The 16156-nt window shown below is 49.4% G+C and carries 16 protein-coding genes; 11 read left to right on the forward strand and 5 right to left on the reverse strand.

The window, feature by feature from the left end; genetic code table 11:
* The first annotated feature begins 92 nt into the window (after positions 1-92).
* From CAP31_RS05845 to CAP31_RS05880, 8 genes are all read left to right on the forward strand, one after another.
* Positions 93-890 carry a c-type cytochrome gene (locus CAP31_RS05845; protein ID WP_087446679.1) on the forward strand — a complete coding sequence of 266 codons (798 nt, stop codon included), beginning with the start codon at positions 93-95 and terminating at the stop codon, positions 888-890.
* A gap of 4 nt (positions 891-894) precedes the next feature.
* Positions 895-1812, forward strand: coding sequence for a c-type cytochrome (locus CAP31_RS05850; protein ID WP_087446680.1), 918 nt, complete (start codon positions 895-897; stop codon positions 1810-1812).
* A 15-nt stretch (positions 1813-1827) separates the two neighbouring features.
* Entirely contained in the window at positions 1828-2772 is a 945-nt protein-coding gene (locus CAP31_RS05855; protein WP_157662666.1) for a c-type cytochrome, read from the forward strand.
* 2 nt (positions 2773-2774) lie between these two features.
* Positions 2775-4514, forward strand: a complete 1740-nt coding sequence (locus CAP31_RS05860; protein ID WP_087446682.1) for a SulP family inorganic anion transporter — start codon at positions 2775-2777, stop codon at positions 4512-4514.
* 24 nt (positions 4515-4538) lie between these two features.
* Entirely contained in the window at positions 4539-4961 is a 423-nt protein-coding gene (locus CAP31_RS05865; RefSeq protein WP_087446683.1) for a DsrE family protein, read from the forward strand.
* Between the two features lie 82 nt (positions 4962-5043).
* On the forward strand, positions 5044-6798 hold the full coding sequence (locus tag CAP31_RS05870; RefSeq protein WP_189836649.1) for a bifunctional UDP-sugar hydrolase/5'-nucleotidase: 1755 nt from the start codon (positions 5044-5046) through the stop codon (positions 6796-6798).
* A gap of 65 nt (positions 6799-6863) precedes the next feature.
* The gene (locus tag CAP31_RS05875; protein ID WP_157662667.1) at positions 6864-7364 is read left to right on the forward strand and encodes a YeeE/YedE family protein; all 501 of its coding nucleotides are present in this window, start codon (positions 6864-6866) and stop codon (positions 7362-7364) included.
* Positions 7364-7789: a DUF6691 family protein gene (locus CAP31_RS05880; RefSeq protein WP_087446686.1), complete on the forward strand. Its 426-nt coding sequence runs from the start codon at positions 7364-7366 to the stop codon at positions 7787-7789. Before CAP31_RS05875 ends, CAP31_RS05880 begins: the two co-directional genes overlap by 1 nt.
* A 37-nt stretch (positions 7790-7826) precedes the next feature.
* Here the strand turns inward: CAP31_RS05880 and CAP31_RS05885 are convergent, their stop codons facing one another.
* The 5 genes from CAP31_RS05885 to CAP31_RS05905 form a co-directional block, all read right to left on the reverse strand.
* Positions 7827-8486: a GGDEF domain-containing protein gene (locus CAP31_RS05885; RefSeq protein ID WP_189836650.1), complete on the reverse strand. Its 660-nt coding sequence runs from the start codon at positions 8484-8486 to the stop codon at positions 7827-7829.
* 72 nt (positions 8487-8558) lie between these two features.
* Positions 8559-8960: a DUF1987 domain-containing protein gene (locus CAP31_RS05890; RefSeq protein WP_087446688.1), complete on the reverse strand. Its 402-nt coding sequence runs from the start codon at positions 8958-8960 to the stop codon at positions 8559-8561.
* 10 nt (positions 8961-8970) lie between these two features.
* Positions 8971-9522, reverse strand: a complete 552-nt coding sequence (locus CAP31_RS05895) for a SiaB family protein kinase (RefSeq protein ID WP_087446689.1) — start codon at positions 9520-9522, stop codon at positions 8971-8973.
* Positions 9523-9542: 20 nt separating this feature from the next.
* Positions 9543-10784, reverse strand: a complete 1242-nt coding sequence (locus CAP31_RS05900) for a SpoIIE family protein phosphatase (protein ID WP_223247387.1) — start codon at positions 10782-10784, stop codon at positions 9543-9545.
* A 213-nt stretch (positions 10785-10997) separates the two neighbouring features.
* A complete protein-coding gene (locus CAP31_RS05905; RefSeq protein ID WP_087446691.1) occupies positions 10998-11243 on the reverse strand; it encodes a hypothetical protein in 246 nt (81 codons plus the stop codon).
* Positions 11244-11564: 321 nt separating this feature from the next.
* On the opposite strand from CAP31_RS05905, the gene CAP31_RS05910 reads away from it, so the two are divergent.
* The 3 genes from CAP31_RS05910 (at position 11565) to CAP31_RS05920 (ending at position 16152) form a co-directional block, all read left to right on the forward strand.
* A complete protein-coding gene (locus tag CAP31_RS05910; protein WP_189836651.1) occupies positions 11565-13883 on the forward strand; it encodes an EAL domain-containing protein in 2319 nt (772 codons plus the stop codon).
* A gap of 280 nt (positions 13884-14163) precedes the next feature.
* The gene (locus CAP31_RS05915) at positions 14164-15159 is read left to right on the forward strand and encodes an ABC transporter substrate-binding protein (RefSeq protein ID WP_087446693.1); all 996 of its coding nucleotides are present in this window, start codon (positions 14164-14166) and stop codon (positions 15157-15159) included.
* Between the two features lie 27 nt (positions 15160-15186).
* A complete protein-coding gene (locus CAP31_RS05920) occupies positions 15187-16152 on the forward strand; it encodes an ABC transporter permease (protein WP_087446694.1) in 966 nt (321 codons plus the stop codon).
* Positions 16153-16156 lie beyond the last annotated feature (4 nt).

Below are 16156 nucleotides of genomic sequence, written 5' to 3' on the forward strand. Positions count from 1 at the left end.
TCCGCTACGTAAAGCGGCAGATTTGTGTGAGTGATATGTAAGCAGATGCTGATTTAAATGTAATTAAGTTCAATTTATGTGTGGTTATTTTTATGAAAAATCAGAAAAAAGATACGGCCAAACGAATAGTACGGATGTTAGGCCTGGCGATTTTGAGTGCGGGAATATTAACGTTATCGGGTTGCGGCAAGAAATCCGAAGCAGCTCGGGAAGTGGCCATCGCTGAAGGTAAAGCGCTGGTTGAAAAGGGACGTGGTGCAGTACCGGCCTGCGTGGCATGCCATGGTGCCAATGGCGAAGGTGTCGAGGCCGCAGGCTATCCGCGCCTGGCAGGTCTTAATTCCGGTTATATCGAAAAACAGCTAAAAGATCTGGGACGCAAGTTGCCTCCTGCCGGCGTGGTGATCGAATCGGTTGCGAAAGACTATAGTAAAACCCCCCGTATCTATTCTGACTTGACGGTGTTCAGTCCCGGCTTGCGCCATGATGAGGTGATGAGTTCCATTGCCAAGAAGTTGAGTGCGTCAGATATTCATAATGTTGCTGCGTATTACAGTAGCCTGCCGTTCCAGGCTAAACCGGTGGCTGCTGATTATGAAGTTCTGGAACGTGGTCAGGATTTGGCATTGCGCGGCAAGCCGGAATATGGCTTGCCGGCCTGTGTTTCATGCCATGCGCCTGATGGGGAAGGCTTCGGTGCCGATTTTCCTCCTTTGGCTGGTCAACCGGCTGCCTATATTGTGAATCAGATTAATAAATGGCAAAGCGGCGATCGTGACAACGATAATCTCGGCTTGATGCGCGCTGTCGCTGACCAATTGACCGATGCGGATAAATTGAATGTGGCAGCCTATTATGCAAATCGCTCGTTGACGGTTAAAGGGAAATAACCCAATGACGCGATTGATTTATTCGTTGATAGCGCTTTCCGGATTAATTGCTCAGACCGGTTCGGCCACCGAATTGCAACAGGGTGAAGTCAGGCCTGCAGCATACGATGCCCGCGCCAACATTCCCACGGGATTGACCCGGGAAAAAGCCATTCGCCAAATTCCCGCGATTAATCCGGGCGAATATTTTGTTCCGCCTGAGGTTGGCGATATCCCCACAAGCAAATACGGTGATATGGTGAAACTGGGGCGGAATATCTTCATCGACACCCAGCATTATGCCAAGCGTTACGTGGGAAATGGCCTGAATTGCAGCAATTGCCATTTGCAGGAAGGGCGCAAGCCATTTGCCGGGCCGCTGTGGGCGGCTTATCCGATGTATCCCGAATTCCGTAATAAAACACGGGATGTAGTGACGTACGAAAAACGGGTTCAGGACTGTTTCAGATTCAGCATGAATGGGATTGCACCAACGTTGGATTCACCTGAAATCAAGGCGATAACCGCTTACTCGCATTGGCTTTCGAAAGGCGCGCCAATTAACAAGGAATTGCCTGGCCGCGGATTTGCACGGTTAAGCAAGCCCAGGGATCCGACCCCGGTAAATGGCGAAAAATTGTACAAGGAAAATTGCGCAAGCTGTCATGGCATTGATGGCAAAGGGCAAAAGTTTGCCAATCGAGGTGGATACATGTTCCCGCCTTTGTGGGGAGGGGATTCTTTCAATCACGGTGCCGGAATGAGTTCGGTCAAGGATTGCGCGCAGTTTACCAAGGCCAATATGCCTTTGGGCAAAGGCTGGACTCTTACCGATATGGAAGCCTGGGATGTCTGTACCTACATCTGGCTGCAGGACCGACCGTGGGATCCGCGTTTTGGCTGGTTCTTTAATATATTTACACCGCCTACCGGCGGTAATTGAATGAGGGGTGTGGATATGAGTTTATCTCGCATGCACAAATATCTTCTCGCTGCGGGTGCGATATTCGGTATTGCTTTCGGTAGCTGGGTGATTGCTGATTCGGATACCGAAGACGGGGATGATTTGCCGACTTTGGACAGTATTGAAGTTCGCGCCAGTATGCAGCAGCCGAAACTGACGTTGCCGAATGAATTGACGGTGGTGCCTGTAGTAAAGCCTGGGGAATATTTCGTACCGCCGCGACTGGAAGATTTGACTGAGAGCAAATATGCCGATGAAGTTCGGCTCGGCCGTAACATTTTTGTGCATACCCAGCAATACGCCAAACGTTATGTAGGCAATGGATTGAATTGCAGCAGCTGTCACTTGCAGGAAGGGCGTAAACCGCATGCGGCACCATTGTGGGCAGCCTATCCAATGTACCCGATGTATCGGGATAAAAGCCGGCAGGTGGTGTCTTTCCAGGAGCGCTTGCAGGATTGTTTCCGTTTCAGCCTGAATGGGATTGCGCCCACGCTCGATTCTCGCGAAATTGAAGCGCTGACGGTATATGCGCAGTGGTTGTCTACCGGAATTCCCATGGGGACGATCATGTCCGGGCGAGGGTTTGCCCGCATCGATAAATCGGAAGATCCATCGCCGTTCAACGGTGCGATTGTTTACAAGAATTATTGCGCCAGTTGTCATGGCGATGATTTGATGGGCAAGAAATTTACCAACCGGGACGGTTACATGTTCCCGCCTTTGGCAGGCCCGGATAGTTATAACAAGGGTGCGGGCATGCACAAGGTTAAAACCTGTGCGAGTTTTGTGAAGGCGAATATGCCGTTAGGCAAACCCTTTACCCTGAATGATGATGAGGCGCTTGAGGTATGTGTGCATATGTTTATCCAGGATAGGCCCTGGGATCCGCGTAAAGGAATGTTCATGAGTATATTTATGCCTGTGACGGAGGGTTGAAAATGATAAATCGGATCCGTCATTCGGCGAAAATTCGTAATGCGTTATTCCCGTTTATGCTGTGGATACCACTGCTGGACAAGGCAACTGTACGAAATGACATTGTGGCAGGCATTACCGCGGGGGTGTTGATTCTGCCGCAGGCAATCGCATTGGCAACACTGGCAGGATTGCCGCCTGAATACGGTTTATACACTGCCATTTTCCCGGTCATGATTACCGCGCTATATGGCTCGTCCTGGCATTCCCTGTCGGGTCCGAATACCGCACTGGCTGTATTAACTGCGATGACGATCGCACCATTTGCCAATATCGGCACCCCTGATTACGTGCAATATGCCATTACTCTGACGTTTATGGCCGGTGTATTGCAACTGGCTTTCGGTTTTTTACGTCTGGGTGTGGTATTCAACTATTTCTCACATACGGTGATGGTCGCCATCGTTACGGCGGTCGGCATCATTATTGTCATACAGCAAGTAGGGAATTTCATGGGCGTGATCATGAACCTCAACGAATCGCTGGATGAAGTGGTTTACCAGATTATTCTGGCGATTCCGCGGGCTAACATATATGCAGTGATGGTCGGTATTATCACTGTGGCATCCGGGCTGATTATTAAGCGCATGCGTCCAAAATGGCCGCATTACATCATGGCTGTGGCGATAGGCATGCTGGCTGCCTGGGTGATAGGGATGTGGGTTGGCAGTGCAACAGCGCATATCGATATGCTGGGTTATATGAGTTTTTCTGCCATGCCTTTTTCCCATCCTGACTTCTCGCCGGAAGATTTTGGCCCGTTCTCGAACTTTGCATTTCCTGCCGCTATCGGTATGGCCGTGCTGGGTTTGATGCAATCGTCTGTGATAGCGCGTTCCATGGCGGCAAAGTCAGGTCAGCAAGGTCTGGACATTAATCAGGAAGTCGTGGGGCAGGGGCTATCCAATGTGGTCGGCAGCTTCCTGTCGTGTTTCCCCAGTTGCGGATCGTTCAATCGTAGCGCGGCCAACCTTGAGGCTGGCGCGCGCACTCCACTGGTGGGGTTGATATCCGCATTAGCGTTGGCGCTGCTGGTATTTATCGCGGCCCCGGTGATCGCCTATCTGCCCGTACCGGTAATGGCCGGTGTGCTGTTTCTGGTGGGGGCGGCGCTGATTAAAATAAAAGACATACGCCATTTATTGGCCATCAAGGACGGCGGTCGTATCGTATTCCTGCTGGTATTGGCGGTGACTCTGGGAAGCGGCCTGGATGACGGCGTGTATCTAGGCATATTTCTGTCAATCGCAGGGTATTTACGCAGTGTTTCCAAGCCCTCACTGGAATTGCTGTTTGAACAGGAGAAATCCTATTATTTATCCGACGGAATGGTTGCAGATGATACAACGGCGATTGCCATCTCCGGCAGCCTGTTCTTCGGTTCCGGTCACAATATCGAGCGTGCATTTATCAATGTGTCGAAAGACGACCATCGCAAAGCAAATCTGATTGTCATTGCCGAATATGCAACAGGTATCGACGTACCCTCCGCGGAACTGATTGCACAGGAAGCGCGTCGCCGACAGGCCAATGGCTACCGGCTGACGCTATGGGTACGCCCTTCTGCACTGGTTGATCCGCAGGTAACCAAGATATTGGAGAAGGCCTTGGGCAGCGAGAATATCTTTTGCAGCGGACGTGCCAAGAAGAGTATGGCAGTCACAGGCCTTATTGCGCCGATTGCCCGTAATAAATTGGTTTAATTATTTTGATGCAAGGATAGAAACGTGAAAATTAAATTCTGGTTAATGGCGGTGGTTTTATCGTTGGCAAGTTTGAGCGCAGTTGCGGCTGAACAGGTGAAACATCGATTATTGATACAAGTGAGTGAAGATAGCATCGAGCGTTTGATGGCCGCATTAAATGCTGCCAAATTTGTACAGGCTCAATATGGGGCACCCAATGTTGAAATCGAGATTGTCGTGTTCGGTCCGGGTGTGCAAACCCTGAAATATTATGCCCCGAAACCTGTTCCAGATCGCGTTAAGCAGGAAAAGTACAATGGTATCCGCATACTGGTATGTGATTATTCGATGCGCGCCGCCAAATTGCGCCCATCCGACATGCTGCGCGAGGTCAGCTATGTGCCTTCCGGCGTAGTCGAGATCATGGAAAAGGAACAGCTGGGCTGGTCTTATATTCGTCCCTGAGCACATTTCTTGCTTTTGATTAGGTTTGTATAAGGATGTTATGGACACACTTGGTCAGATAAGGTGTGTCGGGAAAAAAATAATGTTAAAAACGATACGCGCTATTACATTGACGGTTTGTTTATCCGCAATTTGCCAGTCCGGAACTTCGATTGCCGCGGGTAGCGGTGATGTGACTTTTATCCATATGGGGGATTTGCATGGCCATTTGATCCCGCGCCCGAACATGCGTGAAGGTGACCCCGATCAGGGGCTGATGATGGGAGGCTTGGCTTACGTTTATGATGAAATCAAGAAAATCCGCAAAGCACATCCTGATGCATTACTGGTGAACGGCGGTGATACCGTACAGGGTTCAGCCGAGGCGCTTTATACCCGTGGCGGCGCGATGGTGGACATTCTCAATATGTTCAAGATCGATGCCTTTAATCCCGGGAACTGGGATTATCTGTATGGTACGGAGCGTTTCCGCGAATTGTTTGCCGGGGACAAGCCGTTGGCAAACTGGCATGCGTTATCGGCCAATTTATATTATTCAACATTGTATGAGTTTCCTGAAACCATTTACGCCAAACAGGCAGGTCAAAGGGTGCTGAAGCCCTATCTGATTCGCGATGTAAATGGCGTAAGAGTAGGGATCGTCGGGCTGACGGCTGATCGTGGCCCACAAGCAGTAAGTACACGGGTGATGGAGGGTTTTACCATGACCCCAGGCGAATTTGAAGTTGCAGCCGCTGTGCCGTTATTGCGGAAAAAGCATAAGGTGGATTTGATTGTGCTGATTTCGGAACGAGGCCTGGGAGCAAACCTGGAGATCGCCGAGACCATTCCTGGTATAGATATCATTTTGTCTTCCGACATGCATGAAGAATCGCGTAAGGAGCTTATCGCAAAGAGCGGCACGATCCTGGTGGAAGAAGGGCAGGATGGTACGATTGTCGGAGAACTGACTGCCCATGTGCGCAATGGCAAGATGGTCGGACATCAATGGACATCGCACCGGATCACTACCAAGAACAATCAGCCTGATCCTGTGATCGCTGCCAAGATTGAAGAAATCCGGCGTCCCTTTACCAAGGCAGGGTTTGTTCCGCATGTGAACCCCATCAATGCGGCCATATTGCGTACGCCGATCGATACCGTGATCGGTTTTACCAAGGTGCCGTTACACCGTGCTAATTTTGCCGGGTCGAAGGGCATGAATGCCGTCATTGAAGGTTCATCGCATGATTTCCTTGCGGATGCATTCCGGGCGGCTTGCGATTCCGATTTGGGCATGATCCGCGGTTTCCGCTATGGTACGCATATCGCACCCGGCCCGATTAAACTGGAGGATATTTTCCATTACATCCCGATCGGTCCGCAAATCGGGTGCGGCAAAATCTCTGGCGATGACATTCACTGGATGCTGGAACGCGGTGCGGATTCCTCCCTGTCACCTTATGTGAGTTGGTGGGGCGGTGGATGGCAAGTTGCATTTTCCGGGCTGACCTACGATCTGGATCCTTATAAAGAGTACGGTAACCGGGTTTCAGATATCCGTGTGGATGGCGATCCAATCGACATGGAAAAGCTCTACACCGTCGGCGGCTACTGGTATGTGGATAATCCAGATATGATTAATCGCCATAAAGCCTGGGAAATCAATGTGCTAAAGGATAAGGATGGCGGAATCCTGGATGGTACCGATATCGTTGCCTATTATTTGCAGATGTTACCCGACCACACCGTGAATCCCGAGCCGAATCGGGTGCATCTGTTACGGCCATTACCCAAGTCGCTTAATGTCAGTAAAGAAATACAGCCATTAAAAGGAGTCTACTTTCCTGACTATTAAGGTCATCGCACAGCTTAAGAATTGGCCGCTGTGTTCGAAATACAAGAATGAAACAGGAGGGTAGTATGCAGCAGGACATTATCGTTTGGCCAGGCTGGCTGGCCGGGGCTGGCATAGGATTGCTGATGGTGGCGTTTTACTGGATTACCGGTAAGCAGATGGGCGTATCGAGAGGATACTGCAATTTGTGGTCTTATGTATCCAAATTGCCTTTCTTCCAGCAAAAGGAATATACCGATAACCTGTGGCGGCTCTGGTTCATCGGCGGAATAATTCTGGGGGGATTCGTAGCCACTGTCATTGCGCATCCAGGGGAATGGCATTTCCATTTTGATATGGGGCAAGCCTACGACATGCTATTGCCGCATAACCTATGGTTGAAAATGCTGGTTCTCTTTGTCGGTGGCGCCATTATGGGTTTGGGCGCCCGCTTGGCTGGCGGATGTACCAGTGGTCACGTTATTGCAGGGATTCCGATGCTGAATTTATCCAGTCTGCTGGCAGGCATGCTGTTTTTTGCGGGCGGCCTGCTTGCAGTCCAGTTGACCGCGCGAATGGTGTCGTGATGAATAATATGATTTTTTTAATACTGGGAACGATATTTGGATTGTTGCTCAGCCTAGCCGGGGCGACCACTTTCGATTTTTATGCCCAGCTTTTCTTGCTGCAAAATCCGCAATTGGCCAGGGTGATTGTTACCGCAGTAGGTGTAGGCACTTTGGGAATCTGGCTGATGAAGCGAGTGCAGGCTAAAGCTGTCATGACAGGCGAACCTATCGCCTTTGAGAAGAAAGGGCAGCAACGAGGCTGGATCTTGGGAGCGTTGATGTTCGGTGCCGGCTGGGGCATTACCGGTACTTGCCCAGGGTCTGCTCCTGCGATGCTGGGAGAAGGCAAGTTTATTATCATTCCAGTGCTACTGGGCGTAATTGCAGGAACTTATCTGTACGGCTGGCTTGAAAGCCGACGTGACGGAAACTGCGGGCCATGATTTTTTATTAACTGCCGTTCCGCTGTGAGACTGTAACTCATCGGGCCGGCATCGCCTCGACTCTGTTCCTGCCAGCTTTTTTTGCCGCATACAATAACTGATCGACGCGTATATACACATCTTCAAACAACTCATGTTGCCTGCATAAGGTTAGTCCCATGCTTACTGTGACGCTTACCTGAATGCCGTCAGCGTCGAGAATTGAATCCCCGATGAGTCTTCTCAGCTTATCTGCAGTTTCTATGCTTTGTTCCAGAGTCGTGTCATTTAGTATCAATACGAACTCTTCGCCGCCAAAACGACCGATATAATCCTTGTGTTTGGTATTTTGCTCCACCAGATTGGCGATCAGCTTCAGGACTTGGTCGCCGACGATATGTCCGTAGCTGTCATTTACTTTCTTGAAATAATCGATATCAAACAATATCAGTATGAAATCGTGAAGCGATAACTGCTCCTGAATGATCCTGGTGATCTCTCCTTTGTTATATAGGCCGGTAAGTGCATCATGTTGGGATTGGAATTCGAAATCTTTTGAAAGCTGTTTCAATTTCTGATTAAGCAGATGCAGTTCTCGTGCCTTGCGGTCGCTCAATTTGATTAGTTGTTGAGTTTCCCGCAATAGCTTCTCGTATTGGGAAAGCAGCTTTGTCAATAATTCCCTGGCGTTCCCTATGTCCAGGTCGGCATCCTTCAATGCAGTGGAAATATCCTGAACGATGGCGGTTTCTGCGGAGAATAAATCGAACTTGGGCATGAGGGTAAGTAATTAGGCTTCTTTTGCTATATCAAGAATAATGGGCCTGAAGTCCAGCCACTGGAAATCCTCCTGCACATCGAGTCCGAACTCGAGAATGGTGTCGTCTTCTTCATCATGGTACCAGTTAAGCACGATGCGATTGGCATCGGTACTGGCCGACTCATTTAATAACTCGAAAACGTTATATAACATTTTGGTGCTGGCGCTATTAAAGTAAGTTAGCTGAAAGTTGAATATAACATCGCAATTGGCGATTGATTTCAGATAAGTTTCCAATGCTATGAGCACGGGGCGGAAAAAATCGCTCGCATTCTCAGGGTAAGCTTCTCCAGTAATGTTCAGTATGTGCCCGGAAAAATTGAAGTCGATTTCCGGAGATTCTGAAGTGCGTGCAATATAAATATTATTCATGACAATTCCCTTAAATGATGGCTTTAAGATAAAAACAAGACAATTTATTCTCATGGCCAGGTGCATCGATCAAGGCATATTCGATCGGTTCGGTCGAGTCTCTGGCCAATGTCAAGAATCCTAATCCAGCACCTTTGCTGACTGCATCGTCGTTTTGATCGTTTTTTAATTGTGCACGGTAAGCCTGTTTGATCTCGTCCAGACTCATTCTTTTGAGGGGTTCGAGCTTTTCGCGTATGCGTCCTACGTGCTGCTTTTGAACAAGATTGCCACACATGATGAAATATTTTTCATCACGTTTTCCTACCGCAATTGATCCGACCTTGTCGCCGTTTGAGTCAGGGTCATCTGGCGAATAATGAATCGCGTTCTGTACCATCTCGATAAAGCTGGAAAACAGTTTGCGGGACGTGCTGCCTTTGGCATCCTGGCTTTCCAGGCGTTGTTTTAATGCATCGCCCATAGCACCAATTACATTCTGCGACAGGCTGCCGCTGTAATAGAAAAGAATGCCGTTGCGGTCCGCATTCTCGCGAAAGGCACTGAATACATCAATATGCATATTATTTTCCTGGTATGTTCTTAAATTCTAAAGCCCATGAGGCTTAGGTCATCACGCCGACGCTGCTTTCCTTGATATTCGTAATAGGCATGCATGATGATGGATTCTTGTTCAGGCATGGGTTTACGATAATGTCGGCTGAGGAGCGCCGAAAAACGCTTCTTGCCGAAAGCAATATTTTTAGGGCCGCCTATCTGGTCGATGATGCCGTCCGTAGTAAGGTATATGCACATGCCATTTGACAGCGCGATTTCCTGGTTGACCCAAGCAAAATCCATAGGCGTATCAACGTACCCAACGCCTTTACGATCAGGATTCAACATGTTGACTTCACCGGACTCGTTTTCAATATAAAACAATGGTATTTTGGCGCCAGCATAAATCAGTTTGTTTTCTCGCGTATTTACCCAGCAAAATGCGGTGTCCATCCCGTCATCCGACTGCTCCTCATTTCCGGTTGCAAATTTAGTCGTGTTAATCGGAATAATATTGGATTTCGCTGTTTGTCCGAGGGCGCATTTTATTTTCCGGTTCATCACGGCCAAGGCACCCGCCGGATCGTGCCGATTGTTTTCCAACAGGATATGATCCAGAAAAGACGCCATGATAAGCGTCATGAACGCGCCGGGGACACCATGCCCGGTGCAATCTATAAGGGCAAAGAAAAATCCATCATCGAATTTTTTGCAGAAGTAGTAATCTCCCCCCACCTTGTCGCGGGGCTCCCAGTGCATGAAATAGTCCTGCAATACCGCATTCATGTCTTCGCGGGATGAGCGCAAGAAAGATTTTTGAATGATGCTGGCATAATTGATGCTCTCCATTACCAGCCGGTTTTTTTCTGCCTGCAGATAAGCCACTACTTTGACCAGTTCTTCGCCGGTACCGAGTCCGAGATAGCCGCCATTTTCATCCGTGATAATGAAACCATCGTTCAGCGTTTTGCCGCCGGAATGCACTACTTTGAAGCTGAGCGCCTGAATGCTCATATTCTGGTTAACAATGAGTGGATCCTTATCCATAAAGGCAATACAGCTTTTACGGGCGAACAGCTCGCGGCGGAACGGTTTTGCCATGCCATCCATAAAAATACTGCGGTTAATCAAGCCGATCGGTTTGCCATTTTCCACGACGGGCACGGCAATCAGGCTGGAATTCTCGCTTAACAGTTTCAGGACATCATCATTGGTTTGCGATGGGGAAACGGAGGGAATGGTTCGCAAAAGACTGCGGGCAATGTATTCGGCTTCAATTTCACTCAAGCCGGCTCCGGATTGATTTAATAATGAGTTATTAAACATTTTTGCAGGCGAAATCAATGGAAATTAGCGCAATATTAAAGTGCTACTATTACAGCATAATGAACTGCGTATTTAGAATTTGTTGCTCTTGTGATGCAGTTTGTTTTACATGCTGCATGAATGGTATGTGTTCTTGAGGTGTACGTATCCATCAGAAGCGGATGGATACGGTGATTAGGGCATCGCAGGTAATTGGAATATTTCCCTCAAGCGCTCCTTGGTTTTGGTGTATCTGTCCAGGCGCCAGGCTTTTAATATGTTCAGGCTCAGTTCGAATTCCTCATAGTCAAGTTCATATAACGCGGCGAGGTCGAAATCCTTCTTTAAACAGAGTGCCGTGATCAGGTGTTTAAACACCGGATTGACGGATTCGGCGTGACTCTGTTGCAGATGCTTTTCCAGTTGCTTCAACGCATTCATTTTGTCCTCCAGTGGAATGAAAAATTAATAGGTCCATTATCTTGCTAATTTGAAAAACTGATTTGGCTGTTAATTTGAAACCCAATGCCCCCAGCTTTTTTAGCATACCTTAAACAGATTTCAAATTGGTGCTTTCTATTCTGATATGTGGATTTTTAACAATCAAGCTTCTGTATTCCTGTATCGGTAAGGTAGGGAATTAATTGATTTGTCAGGTTTTTCCAAAGACGGACTGTCACGTAAATGCAATGCAAATCCAATAGTATCTAAATCATCACTTGCTTGATCCCTGTAAAAATGGAGTTGCTGGATCATAAGATTATGCTTGCTTCCTTCAAATATCCGAGTGTCGAAGGTCATTTCGCGAAACTGCTAAAGAAGCTGTTAATCGGTTTTATTGCGATAGGGTTTCTCATGCTGGTGGTTTTCGGGTTTAAAAGCTGGCAGGATGAAAACAGGGAAATGCAAGCCAATCTGGCGATTCAGGCCGGGTTCGCAGCCAAAAGCAGTCAGGCGGTATTTGATAACATCGGTAGCAGCATGGAATTGTTAGGCGAGCTGCTCAAGGATATGGATGTTGTCCATCATCCTGAAATTACCCGTATCGCGTTGAATGATTTTAAGGAAAATCATCCGGAGATCGTGGCGATAGAATTGATCAGCCCGGATGGCAAGGTGTTTTTGAGTACACTGGGTCAATCGGGAGGAAAAATGCTCGATTTCGCTACGATTCCGGATTATTTGCTGGCATTCAGGTTCGATCTCAATAATACTTATTCCTATAATATTGGCCCCAATCAGTTTGGTATGGGGCTGGATCAGTGGCATTTCCCATTCCGCCATACAGTTGAGGACAAGGATGGGAATCCCTTATTCGTGATTCAAGGTGATGTTTTGATCGAAAGCGCCGGATTGTTATGGTCAGATCTGCCATTGCCTGATGGCAGCCGGGTAGGACTGATCCGCAATAACGACGGTTATATTCAATTACGCTGGCCGGTTCAGCTGGCTGAGGCAGCTGCCTATAACACGCAGTCAGGCCCGTTAATCCGGGCCATTCGCGCTACTCCAGGCAAAATAACCGGCACTTACCAGGGTATATCCGCTATTGACGGGGTCGACCGGCTGGGCGCTTATGTGCATCTGCCCAATGCCAACATGTCCGCGTTTGTTTCCGTACCGAGACGCTTGGTGCTGGCACGGTGGTGGGAACATAACTATCCGGTTCTGCTCAGCTTTATCGGCTATTTGATAGTGCTGGTTGTCATTGCCTACCGATTGATGCTCAGAGAGCAGCAGCATACGGGCGAATTGCTTGCACAGTCGCGCAAGGATCCGTTAACCGGATTGCCTAATCGTATCGCGGCGGATGAGGCCCTGGAAAGCGAGATATCCCGGGCGCGGCGTAGCAAAAGCCATTCAGCGCTGTTATATCTGGATATTGATAAATTCAAGGATGTGAATGACAAGCTTGGCCATGCCTGCGGAGATCATTTGCTGGAACAGGTTGCATCGCGTATTGCCGCCGTTTTGCGTAATGAGGATATGCTGGCTCGCCTCGGGGGCGATGAGTTCCTGATATTGCTGCCTAATAGCAATGCGGAAAAAGCCAGTACGCTGGCGCAACGTATAGTCAATATATTCGGCGCGCCATTTACTGGGGATAATCAGGAGATAATGGTATCGACGAGCATTGGCATCTGCATGTTCCCGGATAATGGTCTGGATAATCGTGCTTTGCTGCAGAATGCGGATGCCGCCATGTATGAAGCCAAACGCCAGGGTGGTAATTGTTTTGCCTTCTATCAGGAGGAGCTCGGCGAACATATCCGCCAGCGACTGCAATTGCAGCGGGATTTTCAGCGTGCGCTCGCATGTCATGAATTTGAATTGTATTACCAGCCCTTGGTCGACATGGCTGATGGCAAGATCGTGGGGGCAGAAGCGCTGGTGCGGTGGAACGACCCGGTGCTAGGGGTACGTAGTCCTGCTGAATTCATCCCGTTTGCCGAAGACAGCGGCTGGATACTCCCGCTTGGTGAGTGGGTGCTGAAAACCGCATGTCAGCAGAGTAAGTGTTGGGCGGCAAAAGGCTACGATATTTACATGGCAGTCAATTTGTCTACTCGCCAGTTTCAGGATCAGGAGCTGTTGCAGAAAATCAGCCTGGCGTTATCCGAAGCCGGTCTGTGCCCCTCCAAACTTGAACTGGAAATCACCGAAAGCGCTTCGATGCTGGATCCGGAAGCGAGCATTCAGGTGATGAACAAATTGAAAGCGCTCGGTATGCGAATCGCTATCGATGATTTCGGAACCGGATATTCTTCCCTGAGTTATTTAAAACGTATCCCTGCTGATATTATCAAAATCGACCGCTCATTTGTAAGCGGTATTCAGAACGATCCGGATGATGCGGCTATAGTCCGGACCATCATGGCACTGGCGGCCTCCATGGACAAACAGTGCCTTGCCGAGGGCATCGAGACCACCGAGCACTTCGAGATGCTGCGTAATCTTGGATGTCACTTTGGCCAGGGATACTGGTTGAGCAGGCCGGTGGTAGCACAGGCATTCGAACAGTTGTTGGCAGGGCCGCAGGGTTATCTCCGTCAATTTTCCAATGTGGCGCTGGTAGCCTGAGATCCGCTAGTCGGCTTTTCCAATCGCGGATTGGCCGTATTCAGTTGTAAATCATCGCTCACGTTCGCATAAGCGGATAACGCCCTTATTCAAATTGATTTCTTGTTCATGGCCGCACCACATTAAAGCACGCGCGCTTCTGCAGTGCGTAATCAGGCCTGAGATTCAAAGTATATATTAAATATAAACATAGTGTTACGTATTGGCACGTATGTTGCATTTAGAATCATCGTATTACCTTTTATTAATTTAGTGTTACTGAATGTAATCGGAGAAAACGATGATCGCAAAAAAGATGAGCAGCAAATTGAAGCGTCTGATCGCAGCCTCGGTTATTCCGCTGGCAATGATGTGTGTGCAGGGCAGCCATGCGGCGCCATTAAAAATCGGTTATAGCGATTGGCCGGGCTGGGTAGCCTGGCAGGTGGCGATTGACAAGGGCTGGTTCAGGGAAGCAGGTGTCGCGGTCGATTTCGAGTGGTTCGATTACTCGGCTTCGATGGATGCCTTTGCTGCCGGCAAGATTGATGCAGTTACCGTGACCAATGGCGATGCACTGGTCACCGGTGCGGGCGGAGCCAAAAGTGTGATGATCATGCTGACGGACTACTCCAACGGCAACGACATGATTATCGGTAAACCCGGCATCAAGAGCCTGAAGGATCTGAAAGGCAGGAAGGTTGCAGTGGAGACCGGGCTGGTCGAGCACCTGTTACTGCTCGACGGCCTGAAAAAAGCCGGGATGAAAGAATCCGATGTCAAGCTGGTCAATGCGAAAACCAATGAAATGCCGCAAGTGCTGGCTTCGGGCGACGTCGCTGCGGTCGGCGCATGGCAACCGATTGCAGGGCAAGCCATGAAAGGCCTGCCGGGTTCGCGTCCGCTGTACACCTCTGCGAATGAACCAGGCCTGATTTATGACGTGCTGGCCGTCAATCCGGCCAACCTTGCCGCGCATCGTGCCGAGTGGCAAAAAGTGGTGAAGGTATGGGATCGCGTGGTGAGCTATATCAACGATCCTAAAACCCAGCCGGATGCAGTGAAGATCATGGCGGCGCGTGTCGGCGTGACGCCGCAGGCTTATCTGCCTTTACTGAAAGGTACCAAGCTGCTGAGCGTGGCAGAAGGCAAGAAGGTTTATGTGAAGGCGGAAGGCTTCAAATCCCTGTACGGCTCTTCCAAAATCGCCGATGACTTTAACGTCAGCAACGCTGTTTACAAGGATCATCAGAACATCGATAGCTACATCGATCCATCGTTTGAGAGCGGCAAATAATTTTAGTTAAGGAAGGCGGGAGTAGGCATGGGCAAGGCACGATGGTTTTCAGTCAGGGCCGGATTATCACCGCGCAGACGGTTGATACTGGGTGTGTTCTCATTCCTGCTGCCGCTCCTGATATGGTCCGTAGTGAGTTATGTGCCGTTTGTCTGGCATCCCAAGGTATTGATCACCAATCCGGGGGATGTGGATTATCTGCAGGTGGATATGTATGTAGATAAGGCTGTGTTTGAAGATGAACTGAAGAACATGCACGCGGAAGGCAAGGCTGCTCCGCAGGGTATTCCGGTCAACCCGGTTTACCTGCCGGCACCGCATCAGGTGGCCAAGGCATTTTATACCGCTTTTACCACGCCACCCGAGCAGCAGGATACACCGTGGTTGCATGAAAGCTTGTGGCACAGCGTCAAGATTATTTTCTGGGGATTTCTGATTTCGTCGTTAATCGGCGTGCCGCTGGGTATCGTTTGCGGCGCATACGGGCCGGTATCGCGACTGGTCGAGCCATTTATCGAGTTCTTTCGCTATCTGCCTGCGCCTGCTTTCGGCGCACTGGCGGTAGCCATACTGGGGATTTATGACGGGCCGAAGATTGCCATCATCGTGATCGGCACGCTGTTTCAGCAGGTACTGATTATCGCGAATACCACGCGCAAGCTGGATTACACCTTGCTGGAGGCGGCGATGACGCTGGGGACGACACCGTTCAAGCTGATTGCCAGGGTAGTGATTCCCGGTGTATTGCCTGACTTGTACCGGGATCAGCGCATCCTGCTGGGTTGGGCATGGACGTATCTGATCGTGGCCGAACTGATCGGTACCAGTTCCGGCATCACCTGGTTCATTACCCAACAGGCGCGCTATCAGCATTTCGACAACGTGTACGCCGCTATCATCATGATAGGCATCCTCGGTCTGGGGATGGATTTAGTGCTGGCAAGGCTGGGGCACAGGCTGTTCCCGTGGGATCAGTCGCAGCACAAAAACTGATGAT

It is taken from the genome of Sulfuriferula sp. AH1 (assembly GCF_002162035.1).
In the GTDB taxonomy this organism is placed as follows: Bacteria; Pseudomonadota; Gammaproteobacteria; order Burkholderiales; family Sulfuriferulaceae; genus Sulfuriferula.